At 59.0% G+C, this 17958-nt stretch carries 15 protein-coding genes and 3 pseudogenes; 5 read left to right on the top strand and 13 right to left on the bottom strand.

The window, feature by feature from the left end:
- Positions 1-639 precede the first annotated feature (639 nt).
- The 5 genes from FKM97_RS11305 to FKM97_RS26910 form a co-directional block, all read right to left on the bottom strand.
- Positions 640-867: a hypothetical protein gene (locus tag FKM97_RS11305; protein ID WP_144292517.1), complete on the bottom strand. Its 228-nt coding sequence runs from the start codon at positions 865-867 to the stop codon at positions 640-642.
- A 338-nt stretch (positions 868-1205) separates the two neighbouring features.
- The gene (locus FKM97_RS11300) at positions 1206-1907 is read right to left on the bottom strand and encodes a phytanoyl-CoA dioxygenase family protein (RefSeq protein ID WP_144292516.1); all 702 of its coding nucleotides are present in this window, start codon (positions 1905-1907) and stop codon (positions 1206-1208) included.
- Between the two features lie 57 nt (positions 1908-1964).
- Positions 1965-2795: a nucleotidyltransferase domain-containing protein gene (locus tag FKM97_RS11295; protein ID WP_144292515.1), complete on the bottom strand. Its 831-nt coding sequence runs from the start codon at positions 2793-2795 to the stop codon at positions 1965-1967.
- Between the two features lie 674 nt (positions 2796-3469).
- Positions 3470-4213: a class I tRNA ligase family protein gene (locus FKM97_RS26915; protein ID WP_281290094.1), complete on the bottom strand. Its 744-nt coding sequence runs from the start codon at positions 4211-4213 to the stop codon at positions 3470-3472.
- Positions 4102-5040, bottom strand: a complete 939-nt coding sequence (locus FKM97_RS26910; protein WP_281290090.1) for a methionine--tRNA ligase — start codon at positions 5038-5040, stop codon at positions 4102-4104. The genes FKM97_RS26915 and FKM97_RS26910 overlap by 112 nt, the downstream gene beginning before the upstream one ends.
- A 525-nt stretch (positions 5041-5565) precedes the next feature.
- Here FKM97_RS26910 and FKM97_RS11280 point away from each other — a divergent pair.
- Positions 5566-7188 carry an ABC-F family ATP-binding cassette domain-containing protein gene (locus FKM97_RS11280; protein ID WP_144292513.1) on the top strand — a complete coding sequence of 541 codons (1623 nt, stop codon included), beginning with the start codon at positions 5566-5568 and terminating at the stop codon, positions 7186-7188.
- Positions 7189-7298: 110 nt separating this feature from the next.
- Here the strand turns inward: FKM97_RS11280 and FKM97_RS11275 are convergent, their stop codons facing one another.
- The 6 genes and pseudogenes from FKM97_RS11275 to FKM97_RS11250 all read right to left on the bottom strand — a co-directional run.
- Positions 7299-8087 carry a class I SAM-dependent methyltransferase gene (locus FKM97_RS11275; protein WP_144292512.1) on the bottom strand — a complete coding sequence of 263 codons (789 nt, stop codon included), beginning with the start codon at positions 8085-8087 and terminating at the stop codon, positions 7299-7301.
- Between the two features lie 386 nt (positions 8088-8473).
- Positions 8474-9034, bottom strand: a complete 561-nt coding sequence (locus FKM97_RS11270) for an LbetaH domain-containing protein (RefSeq protein WP_144292511.1) — start codon at positions 9032-9034, stop codon at positions 8474-8476.
- Between the two features lie 61 nt (positions 9035-9095).
- Positions 9096-9731, bottom strand: coding sequence for a GTP cyclohydrolase I FolE (folE, locus tag FKM97_RS11265; protein ID WP_144292510.1), 636 nt, complete (start codon positions 9729-9731; stop codon positions 9096-9098).
- Positions 9732-9963: 232 nt separating this feature from the next.
- The gene (locus FKM97_RS11260) at positions 9964-10263 is read right to left on the bottom strand and encodes a nitrate reductase (protein WP_144292509.1); all 300 of its coding nucleotides are present in this window, start codon (positions 10261-10263) and stop codon (positions 9964-9966) included.
- Positions 10260-10448 (bottom strand): hypothetical protein, encoded by a 189-nt coding sequence (locus tag FKM97_RS11255; RefSeq protein WP_144292508.1) that lies wholly within the window; start codon positions 10446-10448, stop codon positions 10260-10262. The genes FKM97_RS11260 and FKM97_RS11255 overlap by 4 nt, the downstream gene beginning before the upstream one ends.
- Positions 10449-11301: 853 nt before the next feature.
- Positions 11302-11424 (bottom strand): annotated as a pseudogene (locus FKM97_RS11250) (GTP-binding protein); the annotation flags it as partial.
- On the opposite strand from FKM97_RS11250, the pseudogene FKM97_RS27190 reads away from it, so the two are divergent.
- The 4 genes and pseudogenes from FKM97_RS27190 to FKM97_RS11230 all read left to right on the top strand — a co-directional run.
- Positions 11410-11583, top strand: a pseudogene (locus FKM97_RS27190) (hypothetical protein); the annotation flags it as partial. The pseudogenes FKM97_RS11250 and FKM97_RS27190 sit on opposite strands and share 15 nt — an antisense overlap.
- A 115-nt stretch (positions 11584-11698) precedes the next feature.
- Entirely contained in the window at positions 11699-12004 is a 306-nt protein-coding gene (locus tag FKM97_RS11240; RefSeq protein ID WP_144292507.1) for an AMP-binding enzyme, read from the top strand.
- 532 nt (positions 12005-12536) lie between these two features.
- A pseudogene (locus FKM97_RS26905) lies at positions 12537-14583 on the top strand (ATP-dependent helicase).
- 190 nt (positions 14584-14773) lie between these two features.
- Entirely contained in the window at positions 14774-15040 is a 267-nt protein-coding gene (locus tag FKM97_RS11230) for a hypothetical protein (protein WP_144292506.1), read from the top strand.
- 352 nt (positions 15041-15392) lie between these two features.
- Here FKM97_RS11230 and FKM97_RS11220 read toward each other — a convergent pair whose 3' ends face one another.
- Together FKM97_RS11220 and FKM97_RS11215 are read right to left on the bottom strand one after the other, a co-directional pair.
- Complete coding sequence (locus FKM97_RS11220; RefSeq protein ID WP_144292504.1) at positions 15393-16202, bottom strand: aldolase/citrate lyase family protein; 810 nt, start codon at positions 16200-16202, stop codon at positions 15393-15395.
- 82 nt (positions 16203-16284) lie between these two features.
- Positions 16285-17958 (bottom strand): ABC transporter permease, encoded by a 1674-nt coding sequence (locus FKM97_RS11215; protein WP_144292503.1) that lies wholly within the window; start codon positions 17956-17958, stop codon positions 16285-16287.

Below are 17958 nucleotides of genomic sequence, written 5' to 3'. Positions count from 1 at the left end.
GCAGCGTTGTGGCTTAAGGCACCAAACGGATGAGTCGGATCAGGAAAAAAGGACCTTCAGCGGCCCATGGCCGGGCCGGCGCTATTCGCAGTTTTCAGCTGTGGGGGTGCTCACCACCCCATCCCGTGAAATGAAGCGCCGCCTTACTCCGCAGCGTCTGTTCTCTATCTTGATACGCTGAGGGCAAAGGCAGGCGGGCCTCGAAATGTTGGCTTCGTCCAAGTCCACCAGAATGCGACTGAACCCGCTCATGCTCCCCAGCCGTGAGAACAGGAGCGCAAAGTTAAGGAAAAGCTCTGTGCCAATTTTGTGCTAATCCATGGCGCGTGTTCTTGCGCCGTTCTACTTTTCCATGCATCAACGCGCACATACCTCCTGCGCGGTTCTGCGGTTTTCCTTACAGACGGAATTGGGACACCCTCCCCCTGAGGGAAGAGGTCGGCCTTACAGGCTGCGATAATCCGGCGGGCCCTCCGCGGCGCTTCCTCGACATCGCCTGACCAATTCCGAGACTCATGAATGTTCGCAGCTTCGATAGTTGTTAGATCTGTCTGACGTGGCCGGGCCGGCTGCCTTCGGTCTTGGGCTGACGACGGCGATCGAGGGATGCCCAGAGCAGACCGATCAGCCGTCCGTCGGTTACCGCCAGCGGATCAACCTTCCAAACATTGTGGGTAGGTGGATGGTGCGCGTAGGGCTGCTGGTGTGCATCCCGAGCGCAGTATCATCGTGGGTGATGACATAGGCGATGTGCTCAGGGGCCTCGGGATGAAGGCCTGAACTGCAGAGCGATGCCAAGGCCATCTTGATGCCCTCGGACGCGCCACCGCCGCCGGTAAAGGAATTGACGATTATTTCCTGCCTCATTCCCCACTTCTAAGAATGGGAGTGGGGTTGCCAATCCGAGAAGAAAGCGTTCGGGATCAACGGGGCTCTTGCGGTTGTAAGAACTGGCAACAGCGTTGATGCGACAATAACTTGATACTCCCCTAGGGAGCGCCAATAATATCAGTCGCTTAGACTATATTTTGGTGAAGTCATCAAATAACCGTAAATTATTACCTCTTCGGACGACATTAGACGTGGCCGATCAATACCCCGAATTGCATCAACATGGCACTCAGGCGATGCAGGTGTTTTGGTCGTTGCTTTTTGTCTGATCTGAAGGGGCGTGCGGGTGACGAACGACATCATTGCTCAAGCTCCTAAAGAAGGCCTCGCCATTCGAGACCGTGGTCCAACGGATCGGCGGCGTAGTCTACGTGAAGGACGCGGCGTCGGCGCGGAGCTCTGGCGGGCTCCGAGGCATGGAGGATGGCGGTGGCATAGAGCCAGACGTCACCGCGCCTTGCCTCACATATTTTTGTGGGTCCCGCGGTGACAATCTCAGGCACATCACCTACAGGGATACGGCCGAGCCGGTGAGAACCGGGCACGATCATCAGCGGCGCGTTGTCTTCGTCGCAATCGTCGAGATGCGCTCGCAAGGTTACCATGCGGTCAATGACGGCAAACGGCGGCTCGACTTGGATTAGACCATCCTTGATGGTCCATGGACCATATCCGGGAGCCGACCGGTGCTCAACTACCACAACTGTGCGATCCTGATGCCAGCCCACGGCCCAATTGATCGCTGCCGTCTTGTCAAACATCACAGCCCGCACCGGGCGCCCCTTCGGTCCCAGCGCCCCCTTGGCGATGCGATCCATGGCCGACCCCTCCCGTAATGATAACGTGAGCGGCCGTGCATCGGTGATACGTGCGCCAGGTCGCGCGCTGAGCAGCGATCCCGATATCGCATCGAGTGAGTCGAGATCGGCAGGCGACAAGGCAGCCGCGAAGAGCTCGGCGCCATCCTTGTCCCAGCACAGGGCCGGCGAGAAGCCAGTGGAAGAATGTTCGGGCATGGAAAACTTTTGAGTTTATCGGCTGATGGCAACCTTAGCCGACCACGGGCTTCTGGGTCACGAGCTGAATTTTCTTACCTGCTCGACGAAAAAGTGCTCCGCCCTCCGGCGCCGTTCAGGCAGTGGGCAGGGTACGGCTGTCTCAAACAGATCCCGGGCGGCATCGAACTCACGATCGATAAATGCTCCGATGGACGGCGGCAGAGGCTGGGTGCCGAGCTCTCGGGTCACCGCCTTTTTGGTTATAAGATCGGCGACGATCTCTGCAATGTCCCGTGGTGGGTCGCATTCGGCCATGAGTGTCGGGAAATGCATCGGCGGCACCGGCTCATCTGGGTGGATCCGCAGCCAACGCAACGCCGCGGCAGGTCTCAGGGCATAGAAGATCTTCTTCTGCTGGACCGCCGTACTGTCACCAAAGTACGTCCGACGCTGCCGCTCGCCCAGATGCAGATAATGTCGGCCTATGAGAGCATGATCCGTCACCTCATGGGCAAGCGTCAGAAACTCATCCCTGAAATCCGGTTCGACGGAATAGTGAACGGGAGAAGTCAGCCATTCAATGATGACTGCATTGCCCTTGAGCAGCAGCTTGAGCGCCTTACCAAGATCCCAGCCGTTCACATCCAACTCTCCGGCCAACGGGAGCTCAATTACGTCCCGCCGCTGCCAAGGTGAGAGATAATCGTCGATCTGGCGGATGAAGATAAAGCGACAGTCATAGTCACTGTCTGGCGATGGAAAGCCCCAGGCACGACTACCGCTCTCAATCGCCAAGGGAATGGACACGCGATCCGTCGCGCAGACGTCGCTGAGCGCCTTGCGGATCTCTGTGGTGACGGCTGGGTTGAAGCCGCTGATAGTGTCAACGGTGGCGCTGTCGGACATCCTTCCCGTTTACCCTCGGTTAGCTTAAAGTCAATCCGCCACAGCAGCAGCCGCTAGCGTGGCTATCTCTTAGCCGTCTTGACCTCGCCCAGACCTATGATTTTCTGACCAGGGCCGTTTCTCCATGTCATCGAGCTTCATCTGAACATCGGCCGAAGTACTTATTTTGCTCGCTGATTGCTTCCTTCGTCGACTGATCATTCGGCCTGTACGACCCCTTATGGCATCTGACTTCACTCCCGCCCCTCGGCTGCCATTTGCTCGACCGCTTGAATTATGTGAGTAGGTGAAGTGTTTGGTTGAGAGTGGGCCGGTACCATCCGTCGGCGCAAATGATTATCTTTCGCCCAAAATGCCAGACTCGAATGAGAGAGTTTGTGTCCCTGCTCTGCTACCATCCCGCCTAAAATATGCCGTGACCGCTTTGCGCCCTCATTTTAGTCGTCCAGGCGGGCTTGGCGATTTCCTGAAAGCTGCAGGTCTGCTCAGGTCACTGGTGGTCTGTAATTGGGTGGAGAGCAGCCAGTCTGCTTTTGGCTTCCAAACTTCAGAAGCTGCCGCGTATGAGCCGATCAGCCTTCCAGCCTGCTTGTAGCGCATCGACCAACTCATCAGCACAGTCATGACGTCGGGAAACTGGACCCGACAATGCGGGGCAAGTCGCGGACTTGGCCTCACGGCTTTGGAAACAAGGGTATACCTGCTGCGACCCTGGTTCCCGCTAATGTCTTCGAGTCGAAGTGTTGATTGCCGAACTTCTTGAATAGCTTCCTACTTGCTCTCGGTAGCAGCGGGGCAATGCATTTCGCGATCGCAAGCAGGGAAGCCGACAGGCTCAACAAGGTGTCGTGCAACTTGGCCTCGCCCGCCGCAGCCGCTTCCCCATCGGGCGAGGCTGCGACCTTGGCCAGATCCCAAGGCGCTTTTTCTGATACGTATCGGTTGGCATCTGCCACGAACGCCCAGATATCATCGATAGCGCGGTCGAAGGCAAAGGCGTGCAGATGCGCCGCCACCATGTCAGGAAGCCGGTTGGCCGCTTGTAATAGCCTGTCGCTCTCGACAAAGCCTTCGGAAGGTGTAGGCACTACTCCGTCGCAGTAGCGCTCGATCATGCTGAGGACACGGTGCGCGAGATTGCCCAGTTGCCCCGCAAGCTCGGAGTCATAAGCCTGCCGGAAGCGCGCATATGAGAAGTCGCCGTCGCCCGTCGAGCGGATGTGCCGCAGCAGAAAGTAGCGCAAGGCGTCCGGCCCCAATTCCTCCGCAAGGGGTACGGGGTCAATGGCATTGCCCGCCGACTTACCTATCTTGCGCCCCTCGACGGTGACATAGCCGTGGACAAGAATTCGTGTCGGCACGGGCAAACCGGCAGAAAGTAGCATGGCGGGCCAGTAAACCGCGTGGAAACGGGTGATACCCTTGCCGATGACGTGTTCTCGCGAGATGGCCTGCGTCCACCACCTGACAGGGTGTCGCCGTCGTCGCTGCCATAGCCCAATGCGGTGATGTAGTTGCCGAGTGCGTCGAACCAGACATAGATCACTTGCTCGGGGTCCCCGGGCACGGGTATGCCCCAGCCACGCGCGCGAGCCGCGCTGCGCGAAATGCTGAAATCCTCAAGCCCGTGCTCGATCCACGACAGCACCTCGTTGCGCCGGGCGTCGGGAACGATCTCGGTGGCGCCTTTGACATAAAGGTCGCGCAATGTGCATTCATACCGTGAGAGGCGGAAGAACCAATTTTCTTCTTCGATCAGCTCCGGCTTGGTGCCATGCTCAGGACATTTGCCGTCGTCAAGATCCTCTGCGTTGTAGAACTGCTCGCAGCCGGTACAGTAGAGGCCGCTATAGGCGCGCTTGTAGATGTCGCCGCGCTCGAAGCACGCTTTCCAAAGGCGCTCGACGCCCCGTCTGTGGCGTTGATCGGCGCTGGTACGGATGAAATCGTCGTAGGAAAGGTCGAGGCTTTCCTTCAGTGCGAGGAACCGAGCCGCGTTGCGCTCCACCAGATCCACAACCGAAAGGCCCGCCGTTTCCGCTGCCTGCACGTTCTTAATGCTGTTCTCGTCCGCTCCTGCCTGAAGACGGACATGCCATCCCTGCTGACGGTAGAAGCGGGCAAGAGCGTCAGCCTGTGCCACCTCCAAAGCAAAACCGATATGGGGCACAGCGTTCACGTAAGGAATAGCGGTAGTGAGATAGCGGCCCGCGATCAGAACGCCTCGCGGCTGTTCGGTTGGCATGTTGGAAACTCCTCTCAAATGGATGAGGCGGTTCCCGGACAAGGAAAAGCCGCCTCGGATGGAAGCGGCTCTGGCGTGTCGGTTGATCTGGTGAGGTCACATGCCGAAACGTTCCGCTTCCAGAATGGAGAGCGGCATCATCATCGTCGAAATGATGGTCGACACGTTGCTGATCATGGCCTGAAAGTAGCCGATCGGTGGCGTCTGATCAACCTCAGGCTGGTGCGCCCGAACGCACTATCGCGAAACCTGTGACAAAATATGAAGCAAGACAACGGTGTCTTACAAGGTCCGCTTTCGACCTCCTTACCTCCTGCCATGAACGGCGGCAAAGGAGTCGGCTCCGAAAGCGGTCGGTCCGTTCCCGGCCCCCAAAAAGCTATCTTGCTTGGACTGCTGAGACGAATGAGAACGTGGTCGGCATACGAGCGTCGGCAAAACTAACATGTGACGCTGCGGCCCCTTGCGTGGCAGCGGGTGAGATGGTTTGAGGCGGCTCCATCCTCGCACCGACCGGAATCCAGCATGATCCGCTTCGAAAGCATCGGCAAGCAAAACGGCAACCAGATCGTCTTCATCGAAGCGTCGGCGGCACTCCAGCGCGGCGAGAAGATTGGCCTTGTCGGCCCAAACGGTGCCGGCAAGACGACGCTGTTTCGCATGATCACTGGTGAGGACATGCCGGACGAGGGCCAGGTCGCGGTGGATCGTGGCGTGACCATCGGCTACTTCAGCCAGGATGTCGGCGACATGGCGGGCCGCAGCGCGGTGGTCGAGGTAATCGACGGAGTTGGACCGGTCGGCGCGCTGGCAGCCGAGATGGCGGAGCTGGAAGCGGCCATGGCCGATCCAGACCGCGCCGACGAGATGGACGACATCATCACCCGCTATGGCGACGTGCAGAGCCGCTACGATGAACTCGACGGCTACGCGCTGGACGGGCGTGCCCGCGAAGTGCTGCACGGCCTTGGCTTCAGCCAAGCGATGATGGATGGCGATGTCGGCACGCTGTCGGGCGGCTGGAAGATGCGTGTGGCATTGGCGAAGATTTTGCTGATGCGCCCCGATATCATGCTCCTCGACGAGCCGTCTAACCATCTCGATCTTGAAAGCCTGATCTGGCTCGAAGGTTTCCTCAAGGGTTTCGACGGCGCCGTACTGATGACGTCGCACGATCGCGAATTCATGGACCGCGTCATCAACAAGATCATCGAGATCGACGGCGGCGCGCTGACGTCCTATTCGGGCAATTATGGGTTCTATCGCCAACAGCGCGCCATTGCCGAAGCGCAACAACAGGCGCAGTTCCAGCGCCAGCAGGCCATGTTGGCGAAGGAAATCGCCTTCATCGAGCGGTTCAAGGCGCGCGCCAGCCATGCCGCGCAGGTGCAGAGCCGAATCAAGAAGCTCGACAAGATCGAGCGCGTCGAACCGCCAAAGCGCCAGCAGACGGTGCGCTTCGAGTTCCAGCCAGCACCGCGTTCGGGTGAAGACGTCGCGACGGTCAAGGGCGTGCACAAGAGCTATGGCGACCGCACCATTTATGACGGTCTCGACTTCCAGGTGCGCCGGCGCGAGCGCTGGTGCGTGATGGGCGTCAATGGCGCGGGCAAGTCAACGCTGCTCAAGCTGATCGCCGGCGCGTCTGAGCCCGATTCCGGCACGGTGACGCGGGGCCCTAGTGTCAAGATGGGCTATTTCTCCCAGCACGCCATGGAGTTGCTCGACGCAGAGCGCACCGTGCTGCAGTCGCTGGAAGATAGCTTTCCGCTGGCCGGACAAGCCGCCTTGCGGGCGCTCGCGGGCTGCTTCGGCTTTTCCGGCGACGAGATCGAGAAGAGGTGCCGCGTGCTGTCAGGCGGCGAGAAGGCGCGGCTGGTGATGGCCAAGATGCTGTTCGACCCTCCGAACTTCCTGGTGCTCGACGAGCCTACCAACCATCTCGATATCGCCACCAAGCAGATGCTGGTCGAGGCGCTGTCGCGCTTCGAAGGTGCCATGCTTTTCGTCAGCCACGACCGCCATTTTCTGGCGGCGCTCTCCAACCGCGTGCTTGAGCTGACACCGGACGGCCCGCATCTCTTTGGCGGCGGCTATACCGAATATGTCGAGCGCACGGGCCAGGAAGCGCCGGGACTGCGGAGCTGAGGCTTGTCGCTCTGGCAGCTTATCGCCAGCCCTCGCCGATACCGGACGGCCTGTTTCGGGCCCCAACTCCGTCGTTCAGTGCGCGCTCGCAGTCGCCCGAATACGGACGTTCAACGAGAGGCCGGTCGGGTGCGAGCTGAAATAAAGAAGGCGAGGTCCCAAACGATCATGCCACCCGCGGCGCGATGCTCGTCCTCGATCCGCTGCGACAGCGTGTCGAGATCGATATGCTCAACGCTAGCGATGCCGCGCTCGACTATTCGCGGGAGCATCGTTCGCGTCAGTGTAGGCAGGAATGAGGGCTGGTCGGGATGGAGCAAGATGGCCTCGCCGCGCGCTTCCTCGACCGAAAGCCCCAGCTGCTGCATAAGCTCGGCGAGCCGGAGCGCTAACTCCACATCACCTCCCTCAGCTGCAATTGTGCTCCAGTTCCAATTGTAAAGTTGGCGGTGTAACGTGAGATCTCCAAGTCCCGAAGGAAGGCCGGCGCGTGCGTGCTCCTGAAAAGCAAGGATTGCATTTGGCTTGGCGAGCGCCGCTAACCGCTCCAGGGTCTTGGAGGCATCGGGTAGGTACATCAGCACGCGACGGCCGACGATTACATCGAAATGACCTAGATCGGGAAAGTCACCCGAAAGATCGACCGCCCGGTACTGGATCTGCGCGATATCCGAAGCTGCGTTCGTCATTTTCGCCATCGCCAGCGCCTGTTCGCTCCGGTCGATCGCGACTACTTCGCCGCCCGGTCCAGCAAGCTCAGCTACATACCGACTGAGGTCACCATTGCCGCAACCGACATCAAGTACCCGCGCACCGGGAGCTATGCCGATGTCGGCGAAGAAGCGCCGGCTGGGAGCGTTGGCCGGGTTGGGCGGGGAGCTTAGAGGTGAGGGAGACATCGTCTAATGTTACCGAAGGCCGCGTGCATTCCAAGTGCCCAGATCTGTTTCTGGGTAAGAGATCGCTTTGTGCCAGCGGTCTTGCAGGCGTGCCATGCCGCGCAACCTAATTGGCCGAAGAAGGAAACGGCTGACGGGCTGAAAGCTCGGGGGACGAAAGCCGTCAGTCCACTAAACCGTCCCGCTTGCGAATTGCTGCCGCTCGGCTAAAGGCCTATTTTCAATCATTGCTGCCTAAGCGCGCCAAATGTCGAAGTGGTCACTCACAGAAGCGGGAAGCGAATTGATTAGCGCCCTCACTCAAGACAGTCAGCTGGCGAACACGTTGAAGGAATGTGCCATGTGAGCATCAGCAGGGTCCAAAATTCATGTCTTGATGCGACCGTTCAGAAGTCATTCCGCAGCTTCCGATAATTATGTGCGTGTCCGACATTGGTGCGCGCTACGTGTTCGGAGAATGCGGTCACGTCAATCGTCACCTGAGGGATGCCAGCGAGATCGGAATCTGAGTGGACCGTCGTGGTCGAGGGCACATGGAAGCCAGCCGGAAGATGGCAGCCCTCGACGACCGAGTTGTGCCGGATCGGGGCGCCGTCACCAATCGTGCAGTTGAACACGACCGAGTTGAAGCCGACAAAAACGTCGTCGCCAATCGTGCAAGGCCCATGAATGATCGATCGGTGGGCAATCGATGTGCGGGAGCCGATCGTGACCGCCTCGCCGGATTTCGAGTGGATGACGACTCCGTCCTGGATGTTCGTCCCCCGGCCGATGCTGATCGGCTGCAGATCGCCGTTGTCATCGGTCTCGTCGGCCCGGATCACCGCATAGGGACCGATAAAGACATCCTCTTCGACAATGACGAGGCCGCAGATGATCGCGGTGGGGTCGATAAAGGCGGTTTCGGCGACGGTCGGCCAATCTCCGCGAGGATTGCGCCTGATCATTCGGTGTTCCTCCGCAGGACAAAGCATCGGCATGCGAACTGCGCGTGGAAAGAAGGGGCCCTCATCCGAACGTCTCCCGCCGTCCTGTGATCGACGACAGGAACTCCTGGCGCAGTTCTCGATCGGTGAGGAATTCTCCAAAAAAGCGGCGCGTCACCATGTTGACACCCGGCTTCTTGATGCCGCGCGTCGTCATGCACATATGCGCCGCCTCGATCACGACGGCGACGCCGCGCGGCTCCAGCACTTGGTGGATGGCTCCGGCAATCTGAGCCGTCAGAGTTTCCTGGATCTGCAGGCGCTTGGAAAAGACCTCGACCAAACGGGCGAGCTTGCTGATGCCGACGACGCGGCCTTTCGGCAGATAAGCGATATGGACTTTACCGAGGATTAGCACAATGTGATGCTCACAATGCGACTCCAGACGGATATCGCGGAGCACAACCATGTCGTCATAGTTGTTGGCCTCGTCGAACGTCTTTCCCAGAAGGGCAATCGGATCGACGTTGTAGCCTTCGAAGAATTCCTCATAAGCACGGGCGACACGGTCCGGAGTGCCGACAAGACCCTCCCGATCCGGGTCGTCCCCCGCCCATTCGATCAGGGTCCGCACGGCCGCTTCGGCGTCTGCGCGCGTCGGGCGGCGCCGGACAACAGTCGCCCCTGACGGGGCTGGCGCCGGAACAGATACATTCATGGTAAACCTCCAAAAGGTTGAAATTATGTAATGTAATAACATTACATACAATCGCGATCTTCCTGAGATGTGACGTGAAACAACGCGGCTCTCATCCGAGCAGGGCGCCAGCCGAGAGGCACGCCGCATTTTGAGAGGGTGTTTACGCCCCACCGAAGTGCTCGTTGACGACGGTTGGCCTTATGATGAGATGGTTCAGATCATTGCAGAGTGAGGACGGGGTAGGGGACGTTCACTGGGGGTCAGCCGGTCGTCGGATCAGTGCAGACCGGCTGGCTTCTTCTACATCCCCTTCGGTTACATCGGTGATGGGCCGGAAGAGACGCAATTTCTGCACGGGTTCCCCCGGTCTGAAGATACCAATAACTGTCTCGATGTCGGGGCAACCGGCTTCTCGGCACGAGATCTGATTGACTGACACGACGACATCGTCCGGCAAAGGAAGATATTTGCGGACCCAATGCTTGATCCTGGTGGAGCTGTCGCCGGCGCCCCGAGCTTTCGGCGCGAAGGGATTGAAGAAACCGCTCATCGTCCGTTGCCCGTTGTCGGAATGAGGCCTGCGCCTCCGCTCTCGCACCCATAACCAAAGAGCAGGCCGTCCTCGCTGACGGCCATGTCAGCGATCGGGGAGCCGTTGGGCTTGCGGACAAGGATCGCGTCGTTTTCCTCCGGGTCGAAAAACAAGATCGATCCGTCGCGGTGGCCGGCGGCCATCAGTTTGCTCCTCGGATGGTAAGCAATCGCGCAAACGGGTGTCGCTGAGCTCATCGAAACCCTGGCCGAACTGCCGATCGGTCCATTCTTGCCGACGAAGGGCCAGAAGACGATGCAATCGGCACCCGACGTCGCGAGTTCATGGCCATCAGCCGATCATGCGAAGGAAAGCGGCTTGGTCGGATATCTGCCCATTTGACCGTGCATGCCGCTCCCCATTTTCCAGACATGGAGTTCATTCTCCAGCATCGCCGATACGAGAAAGCGTGAATTGTGGGACTCCAGCGCACTCTGAGATGGGCTCCCTTCCATTCGAGGATGGGGGGCTTCTTCTTCGGTCGCTGGAGATCGATCAGCCAGATGCCGCCATATTGAGCGATTGCCAGTCCCGAGCCGTCAGGCGAAAAAGCCAATGATTGGCAGGACGAGGCTGTCTCGATGACGATCTCTGCCCCGCCGAGCTTGTGAAGACGGACGGTCTTTCGGCTTGACCAGGCGATCCATCCCGTAGACGAGGCGGCAACTGAATCAATCCAATGAGGCGACGTCGCAATCGTCTCCGACTCACCATTCAGTCCTGTTAGACGCAGAAGCACGTCGTCACCGGCCGTCAGAAGCGCTTGTCGGCTTGGGAAGACAGTGGCCGAAAGGATCGCGCCACCATGCACCTGAGCCAGTCGGAGTGGTGAATCGGATTCAACAAATCCAATCTTGCCGTCACCGGTCGCAGCAACGAACGTATCGCCAAGAAAGCCCACCATCCGAACGGGGGCGGAAAAGTCGAGTTCCCTGCCCTCCAAGTCGAGCAGGGCGGATGGCTGAGAGGCCAATGTGAGTTCCCGTGGAGCCATGGCTACGCCCGGCACCTCAGAAAGCCTTCTTCGATCACGTCCTTCGGAAGATTGCGGCCGATCAGCACGAGCCGACTGACGCGCTCCTCGCCATTCTTCCATGCTCGCTGGTGATCGCCCTCCAGCTTCGCGCCTCGCCGGTTTTCGGCCGTCAGAACTGGCCTTCGATTGGATTGCCAACAGCCGACCGGCGCGTTCGCATCGTTGACGAGGCCGGCGAGGAACTTTCACCGGGCGAAGTCGGCGAGATTGTCGTCGGCGGGTTTCCAGGCCGAACTGTGATGAAGGGATATCTCAATGATCCCGAAGCGACCAAGCGAACCCTGAGGGGCAACTGGCTGCATACGGGCGACCAGGGGATGGTGGACGGGGCGGGTTACCTGTTCTTCGTGGATAGAAATGTCGACCTCATCAAGCGCGCGGGAGAAAAACGTTTCGGCCACAGAAGTGGAGTCCGTTCTCTACGAGCATCCATCGTTGAAGGAAGTTGCCGTGGTAGGGGTGGCAGACCCAATTCGAGACCAGAAGATCAAAGCGTTTGTCGCCGGCCGGGACTGCGTGCCCGATCCGGTCGAGTTGGAGACGTTCTGCCGCCAGCGGCTGGCCCCTTTCAAGGTGCCGACGGAATGGGTGGTCATGGACGCCCTCCCGAAGACCGAGATAAAAGGCGATATCGACAAGAAAGTTTTGCGCAAAATGACTTAAAGTTCGAGTGAACGATCGACGATCTAAATTTTCGATCGTCCACATCTCGAAAAAACGGCCACTTCCCTTGCTGATTAGCATCCTGGAATGGCGATCCTGACGTCATAGGACCGGAGGAGCATTGCGTCGACCGTCGACCGCGAAACTCATTTAGCTTTCGCCACGTCGTTCCATGCCGCGGGACAAGTAAGTTGTGGCCGTGCAGCAGACCCAAGTCAGTTGTAGATCTCGCGCTTCCATTCGCGGCGTCGAGAGCTTGGAGTCGTGGCGGATGCCTGGTCATTACAATGATTATGTCGGCTATTACCTACGCGGCGACCTTCACGATTGTTTAAAAAGAGCCGCCGCTGCCCTTTCTTTGAACGCGTATTCAAAATCCGATTTGACCTAAATCCCGTCCTAAAAAAGCGGTGGGAGGCCCACTTTATAAAGGTTGGCGGCAATCTACGTGTTTTCCATGTCTCAGTTAGTGGCGTCGTCCGCCCACCGCTGGTCTGTTGCGAACAAAACAAGAAAGGTGTTTCTGTGCAGCATGCCGTTGCACAGCGAATCGCCATTAGAATCCTTGGCATATCTCGAAAGGCTCAATCCCGAGCAACGACGAGCAGTCGAGCATGGGATTGATGCCCAGGGTATGCCCACGGCTGCTCCTCTTCTCGTCATCGCCGGGGCCGGCTCGGGCAAGACCAATACCTTGGCACATCGCGTCGCTCATCTCATCGTAAGCGGCGCCGATCCAAGGCGCATTCTGCTGATGACGTTTCTCCCGTCGCGCTGCCTCGGAGATGGCCACCGATGCCCTCGCATGGGCCGGAACATTTCATGGGATCGGCGCAAGGCTGCTGCGCGAATATGCCGAGCAGATCGGACTTGACCCAGCCTTCACCATCCACGACCGCGAGGATTCGGCGGATCTCCTGAATCTGATGCGGCATGAGCTCGGACTCTCCAAGATGGAGAGCCGCTTCCCAACTAAAGGAACCTGCCTTGCGATCTACTCACGCGCTGTCAATGCGGAGATGCCCCTCGATGAGGTACTCCTGAGGGCCTTTCCTTGGTGCGCTGGCTGGGACAAGGAACTGCGCGAGCTCTTCGCGCGCTATGTCGAAGCCAAGCAGGCGCACAACGTCCTCGATTTTGACGATCTCCTGCTCTATTGGGCACAGGCGATCAGCGAGCCCATGATCGCCGAGGACATCGGATCCCGGTTTGATCATGTGCTGGTTGACGAGTATCAGGACACGAACCGTCTTCAATCGTCCATCCTCCTCAGTCTTAAGCCGGATGGACGGGGCCTGACGGTGGTCGGAGACGATGCCCAATCGATCTATTCCTTTCGAGCAGCCACGGTGCGCAACATTCTCGACTTTCCCAATGCCTTCGACCCCGTTGCCGACATTATCACGCTCGACCGGAACTATCGTTCGACCCAGCCTATCCTCGGCGCGGCCAATGGGGTGATCGAGCTGGCGACAGAGCGATTTACCAAAAATCTTTGGACAGATCGGATGTCCGCGGATCTTCCGAAGCTCATTAGTGTGCGCGACGAGGGTGACCAGGCTCGCTACATCGTCGAGCGGGTGTTGGAGAACAGGGAGGCGGGCACCGTCTTGAAACAGCAAGCCGTGCTGTTCCGGACATCGCATCACAGTGGCCCGCTTGAAGTGGAGCTCACTCGGCGCAACATTCCCTTCGTAAAGTTCGGTGGCCTCAAATTTCTCGACAGTTCTCATGTCAAGGACCTGCTGGCGGCGCTTCGCTTCGCGCAAAATCCGCGCGACCGGGTCGCGGGATTCCGCCTCATGCAACTTCTCCCCGGCGTAGGTCCAGGCTCAGCGCAGCGCGTTCTCGACCTCATGGCGGAACAGCCGGAGCCGCTTTCGGCGTTGTCGGACATCCCGGCACCTCCACGGGCTGGGGCGCATTGGTCCGGTTTCGTCGAGACCATGCAGCAGCTTCGCGCCGGCACTATGGGTTGGCCGGCCGAGATCGAGCGGGTCCGTCACTGGTATGAGCCGCATCTCGATCGCATTCACGAGGATGCTGTCATGCGGCAGGCCGATCTCCTGCAGCTCGGACAGATCGCAGCGGGCTACCCCTCGCGCGAACGCTTCCTGACCGAGCTGACGCTCGATCCTCCAGATGCGACAAGCGATCAGTCGGGCGTACCACTGCTGGATGAGGATTATTTAAACCTCTCCACGATCCATTCCGCCAAGGGCCAGGAGTGGAAATCCGTCTTCGTGCTCAATGTGGTGGATGGCTGCATTCCCTCCGATCTCGGCGCCGGGACCACCGCGGAGATCGAAGAAGAGCGGCGGCTGCTCTATGTTGCCATGACAAGGGCGAAGGACGATCTCCACCTTGTCACCCCGCAGCGGTTTTTCACCTATGGGCAGAATCCCCAAGGCGACCGTCACGTCTATGCGGCACGGACCCGCTTCATCCCCCCGTCTCTGCTGCCGCTGTTTGAATGCCGGAGCTGGTCGATCATGACAGCCTCCTCAGCGAGCCGATCAGATGCAAGGCAGGTCCGCATCGATGTGGCGAGCAAGATGCGGGGGATGTGGCGAGGATAGGTCCCGGCGCAATAGCCTGCTAAGGCCTTTTGCGTACCCGGACGCCTATCATCGTCGATGCCGATACTGGTTATGGCGGGCTGCTCAATGTGCGCGACTAAGAACGAGCCGGCGTCTCGGCGATCCAGATCGAGGACCAGTCTCACAGAAATGCGGGCATACGAAGAATCGGCGAGTCATTCCTCCGCAGATGGTCGACAAGATTAAGATCGCCGTTGACACCCGCGACAGCGACGACTTCATGTCATCGCCAGCACGGATGGCCCGTACAGCCTTGGGGTTGAACGAGACCTTTGATCGGAGCCATGCCTATGCGGAATCTGGCACCGACCTCCTGTTCATTGAGTCGCCCGAGACGGAAGAGGAACTGGCTAAGATCAGCCGGAGCTTCTCGGTGCCGATGCTGGCCAACATGGTCGATGGCGGACGCACTCCATTCCTATCTGCTGACCGGTAAAAGGAACTGGGTTTTGCGCTCGCTATTCATCCGGGCCTCGGCGGCTTTCTCTCCGCCGGCAGCGCCCTGCGTGACGCCTATTCCATCTCCAGACCCATGGCACCAGCACCGACCTGAAGCTTCCGCCTATGAGTTTCAGGCGTTCAACAAGTTGATTGGCTTCGAGGACATCCGGGCGTTCGAAGAGAAGAATCGCCAGGACTGATCGTTCGTGACGAGATCAAAGTTTGTAGCGAGGTGATCGGCCTCATTGCATGGCGGGCGATCGCTAAGATGCGGCGGCCGGATGAGCCAGGACCAGAGGGTGGATACGATCAGGCCGGTTGCCACGATGGTAACCGGCCTGGAAGAACTACAGTTCTAATCCGAGATCCTGGCGAACTCCGGTGAGAAATTCGTTCATTGCAACCTGGAACAGGAAAGGGGCGCCCTGGATCATGATGAACCGTACGCCGGCATCGTGCAAACGTTTCACCCGCTCGCGCATTTCCTTCATCGTGTAGGCGTAGCTCGTATTGGCGCCGATGACGATGCCGCGCTCCTTGCCCTTCTTCACCGCCCTGTCGACAAAGCTCCAAAGTTCCGGGCTATCCCAATTCGGCTTCTTGGAATTACCCAAGACCTTGCTCAGATCGGTCATGGCGAAGAAGAACATTTTCAGATCCGGAAGGTCGAGGGTCTCCTCCAAGGTGTCGACGGAGCCCTGGCTTTCGGCATGGGGGATGATGTAGGAGCCGTCGATCATTTCGTCCGTCCGCTGCTCCCAATCGCGGCTCTTGAAAGGATGGACCCAGAGGGCGCGGCGATGCCAATCCTTGGCGACTTCGAGCGCTTCCTGGATCTCCTGGATGCCGGAATGGGAGACGAGCACGAATTGCGCGCCGATCCCCTGGAGGCGCGAGAGGTCCACGGCGATGCGGTGGTCGTAGCCGAGCCAGGGGTTGCTGTGGGCGCGCACGACGGGGGTGATGCCGGCCGCCTCGCAGGTGCGGATCATGTTCTGAACGTCACCGAAATCCATGCCTGTGAACATCATGTCGATCATGATCCAGTCGAAGCCGAGATGGGCGCAGAGTTCGACCGTTTGCGGATCATTTGCCCAGACGCCGAGAGCCGTACGGCCGGATTTGACTTTCTCGAGAAGGGGATTGCGGGGTGCCATCAACTGTCTCCTAGGGTCTGGCGCAAAGCTGCGCTGGCTGGCGAAAAGCGGCTGGGTGCCACTGGTTTGAAATATTTAAATGTCAGCTAGTCTTGCTCCCAAAGAAGAGCTTGAGGAGAGTCATAAACAACACGCCAATCGCCATCTGCAGGAGCGAGTAGCTGGCAAGCTTGGAAAAATCGCCGACGTTCCAAACCTCAAAGGAAAGCACCGAAAATGTCCGGCTGGCGGCGGTGTACAGGATCACAACCATGGAAAGCTCGGTCATGAAGAAGCTGAACAGGAGGAGCCAGCCGGCAAGGATGCTGGGAAGGATCAGCGGAAGGGTAATGCGGGCGAAGGTGAGAAGAGGACCATAGCCAATGATGCGGGCGCTCTCCTCCAGCTCCGGGTGAACCTGAACCAGGCTCGAGGAAATGGAGCGAACGGCGTAGGCGGTGAAGCGGCCGACAAAGGCGAACACGATGATGATCGCGGTACCATAGACAGTGACGGGGGCGCCGATCCAGACCAGCATGACACCGACTCCGAAGGCGATGCCGGGGATCGAGATCGGCAGGAGGATGAGGTGCTCCAGAACATGACGACCTGGAAGCCGGGTGCGGATGGCGATCCAGGATATGCAGATGCCGAGGACGGTGGCGATAGTGGCGGAGACAATGGAGATAATGACGCTGTTCTGCATGGTGAACCAGACGTCATCGGAGGAAATCGCCTGAACAAAGTTGTCGAAAGAGAAGTCGGCGGACCAGGTATATTGCGACAAGGCTGCAGCGATCAGGACGGCGATTGGTGCGACAATGGTGAAAAACACATAAAAGATCGCGATCGCGAGACTGAGCCAGCCCCAGCCGCCTAGCTCCACCAGTCGGGGCCGGAAACCCTTGCCGGTGATGGTAACGTAGTTGCGGTCCTTCAGGAGGGCACGCTGGATAAGAGCGGCGATGCTGGACAGCAGCAAGAGGTAAATCGACAGCACCGCCATGACGCCATAATCGGGCGGGACCTCTTGCGCACTAATCCAGATGCGTGAGGTGAGCAGAAGGATCTGGCGCGACCAGCCGAGAACGACCGGGGTCCCGAAGAGACCGATCGCTATGGTGAAGGCGAGAACGGCACCGGACAGAATGGCGGGCGCCAGGACGGGGCCGGTAATACGGAGCGCAGTCTGCATCTTCGTGAGGCCGGCAACCTGTGCGGCTTCCTCAAGGCTCGGATCCATGCTGCGCAGGCTGCCGGCTACGATCATCATGACATAGGGCGCGAGATAGAGGCCGATGACGCTGAGCATGCCGCCATGGGTATAGACGTCAAGCCCGCCTGGGATGCTCAGCTCCATCAACATACGGTTCAGTATGCCGACCCTAGGGGCAGCCAGGAGTACCCAAGCTACGGCGCCGACGAAGGGCGGAATAAAGATCGGCAACTGGCTGATCTGTTCAAGGACGGCGCGGCCGACGGTGTTGGTTCGAACAAAGACCCAGGCGAAGAAGGTGCCGAGCACGGTGGCGATGACAGCGGCACCGCAGGAGACCAGAAGAGTATTGCCAAATGCATGCCAATAGATGTCTGTCGTGAGAACCTCCACTATGTGGCGATCCGTCAAGTGTAGAGTTCCATCCTGAACGTCGACGAAGGCGCGATAAAGGATAGCGAACAGGGGAGCCACTACGAGGGCGAGGATGACAAGGGACAGGAGGGCCAGGAGCAACACTGTCGGCAGGTTCTGTCTGGCGGTTCCTGCATAAGCTGACAT

This window comes from Rhodoligotrophos appendicifer (assembly GCF_007474605.1).
In the GTDB taxonomy this organism is placed as follows: domain Bacteria; phylum Pseudomonadota; class Alphaproteobacteria; order Rhizobiales; family Im1; genus Rhodoligotrophos; species Rhodoligotrophos appendicifer.
This window is presented reverse-complemented; position numbering and strand designations above follow the sequence as displayed.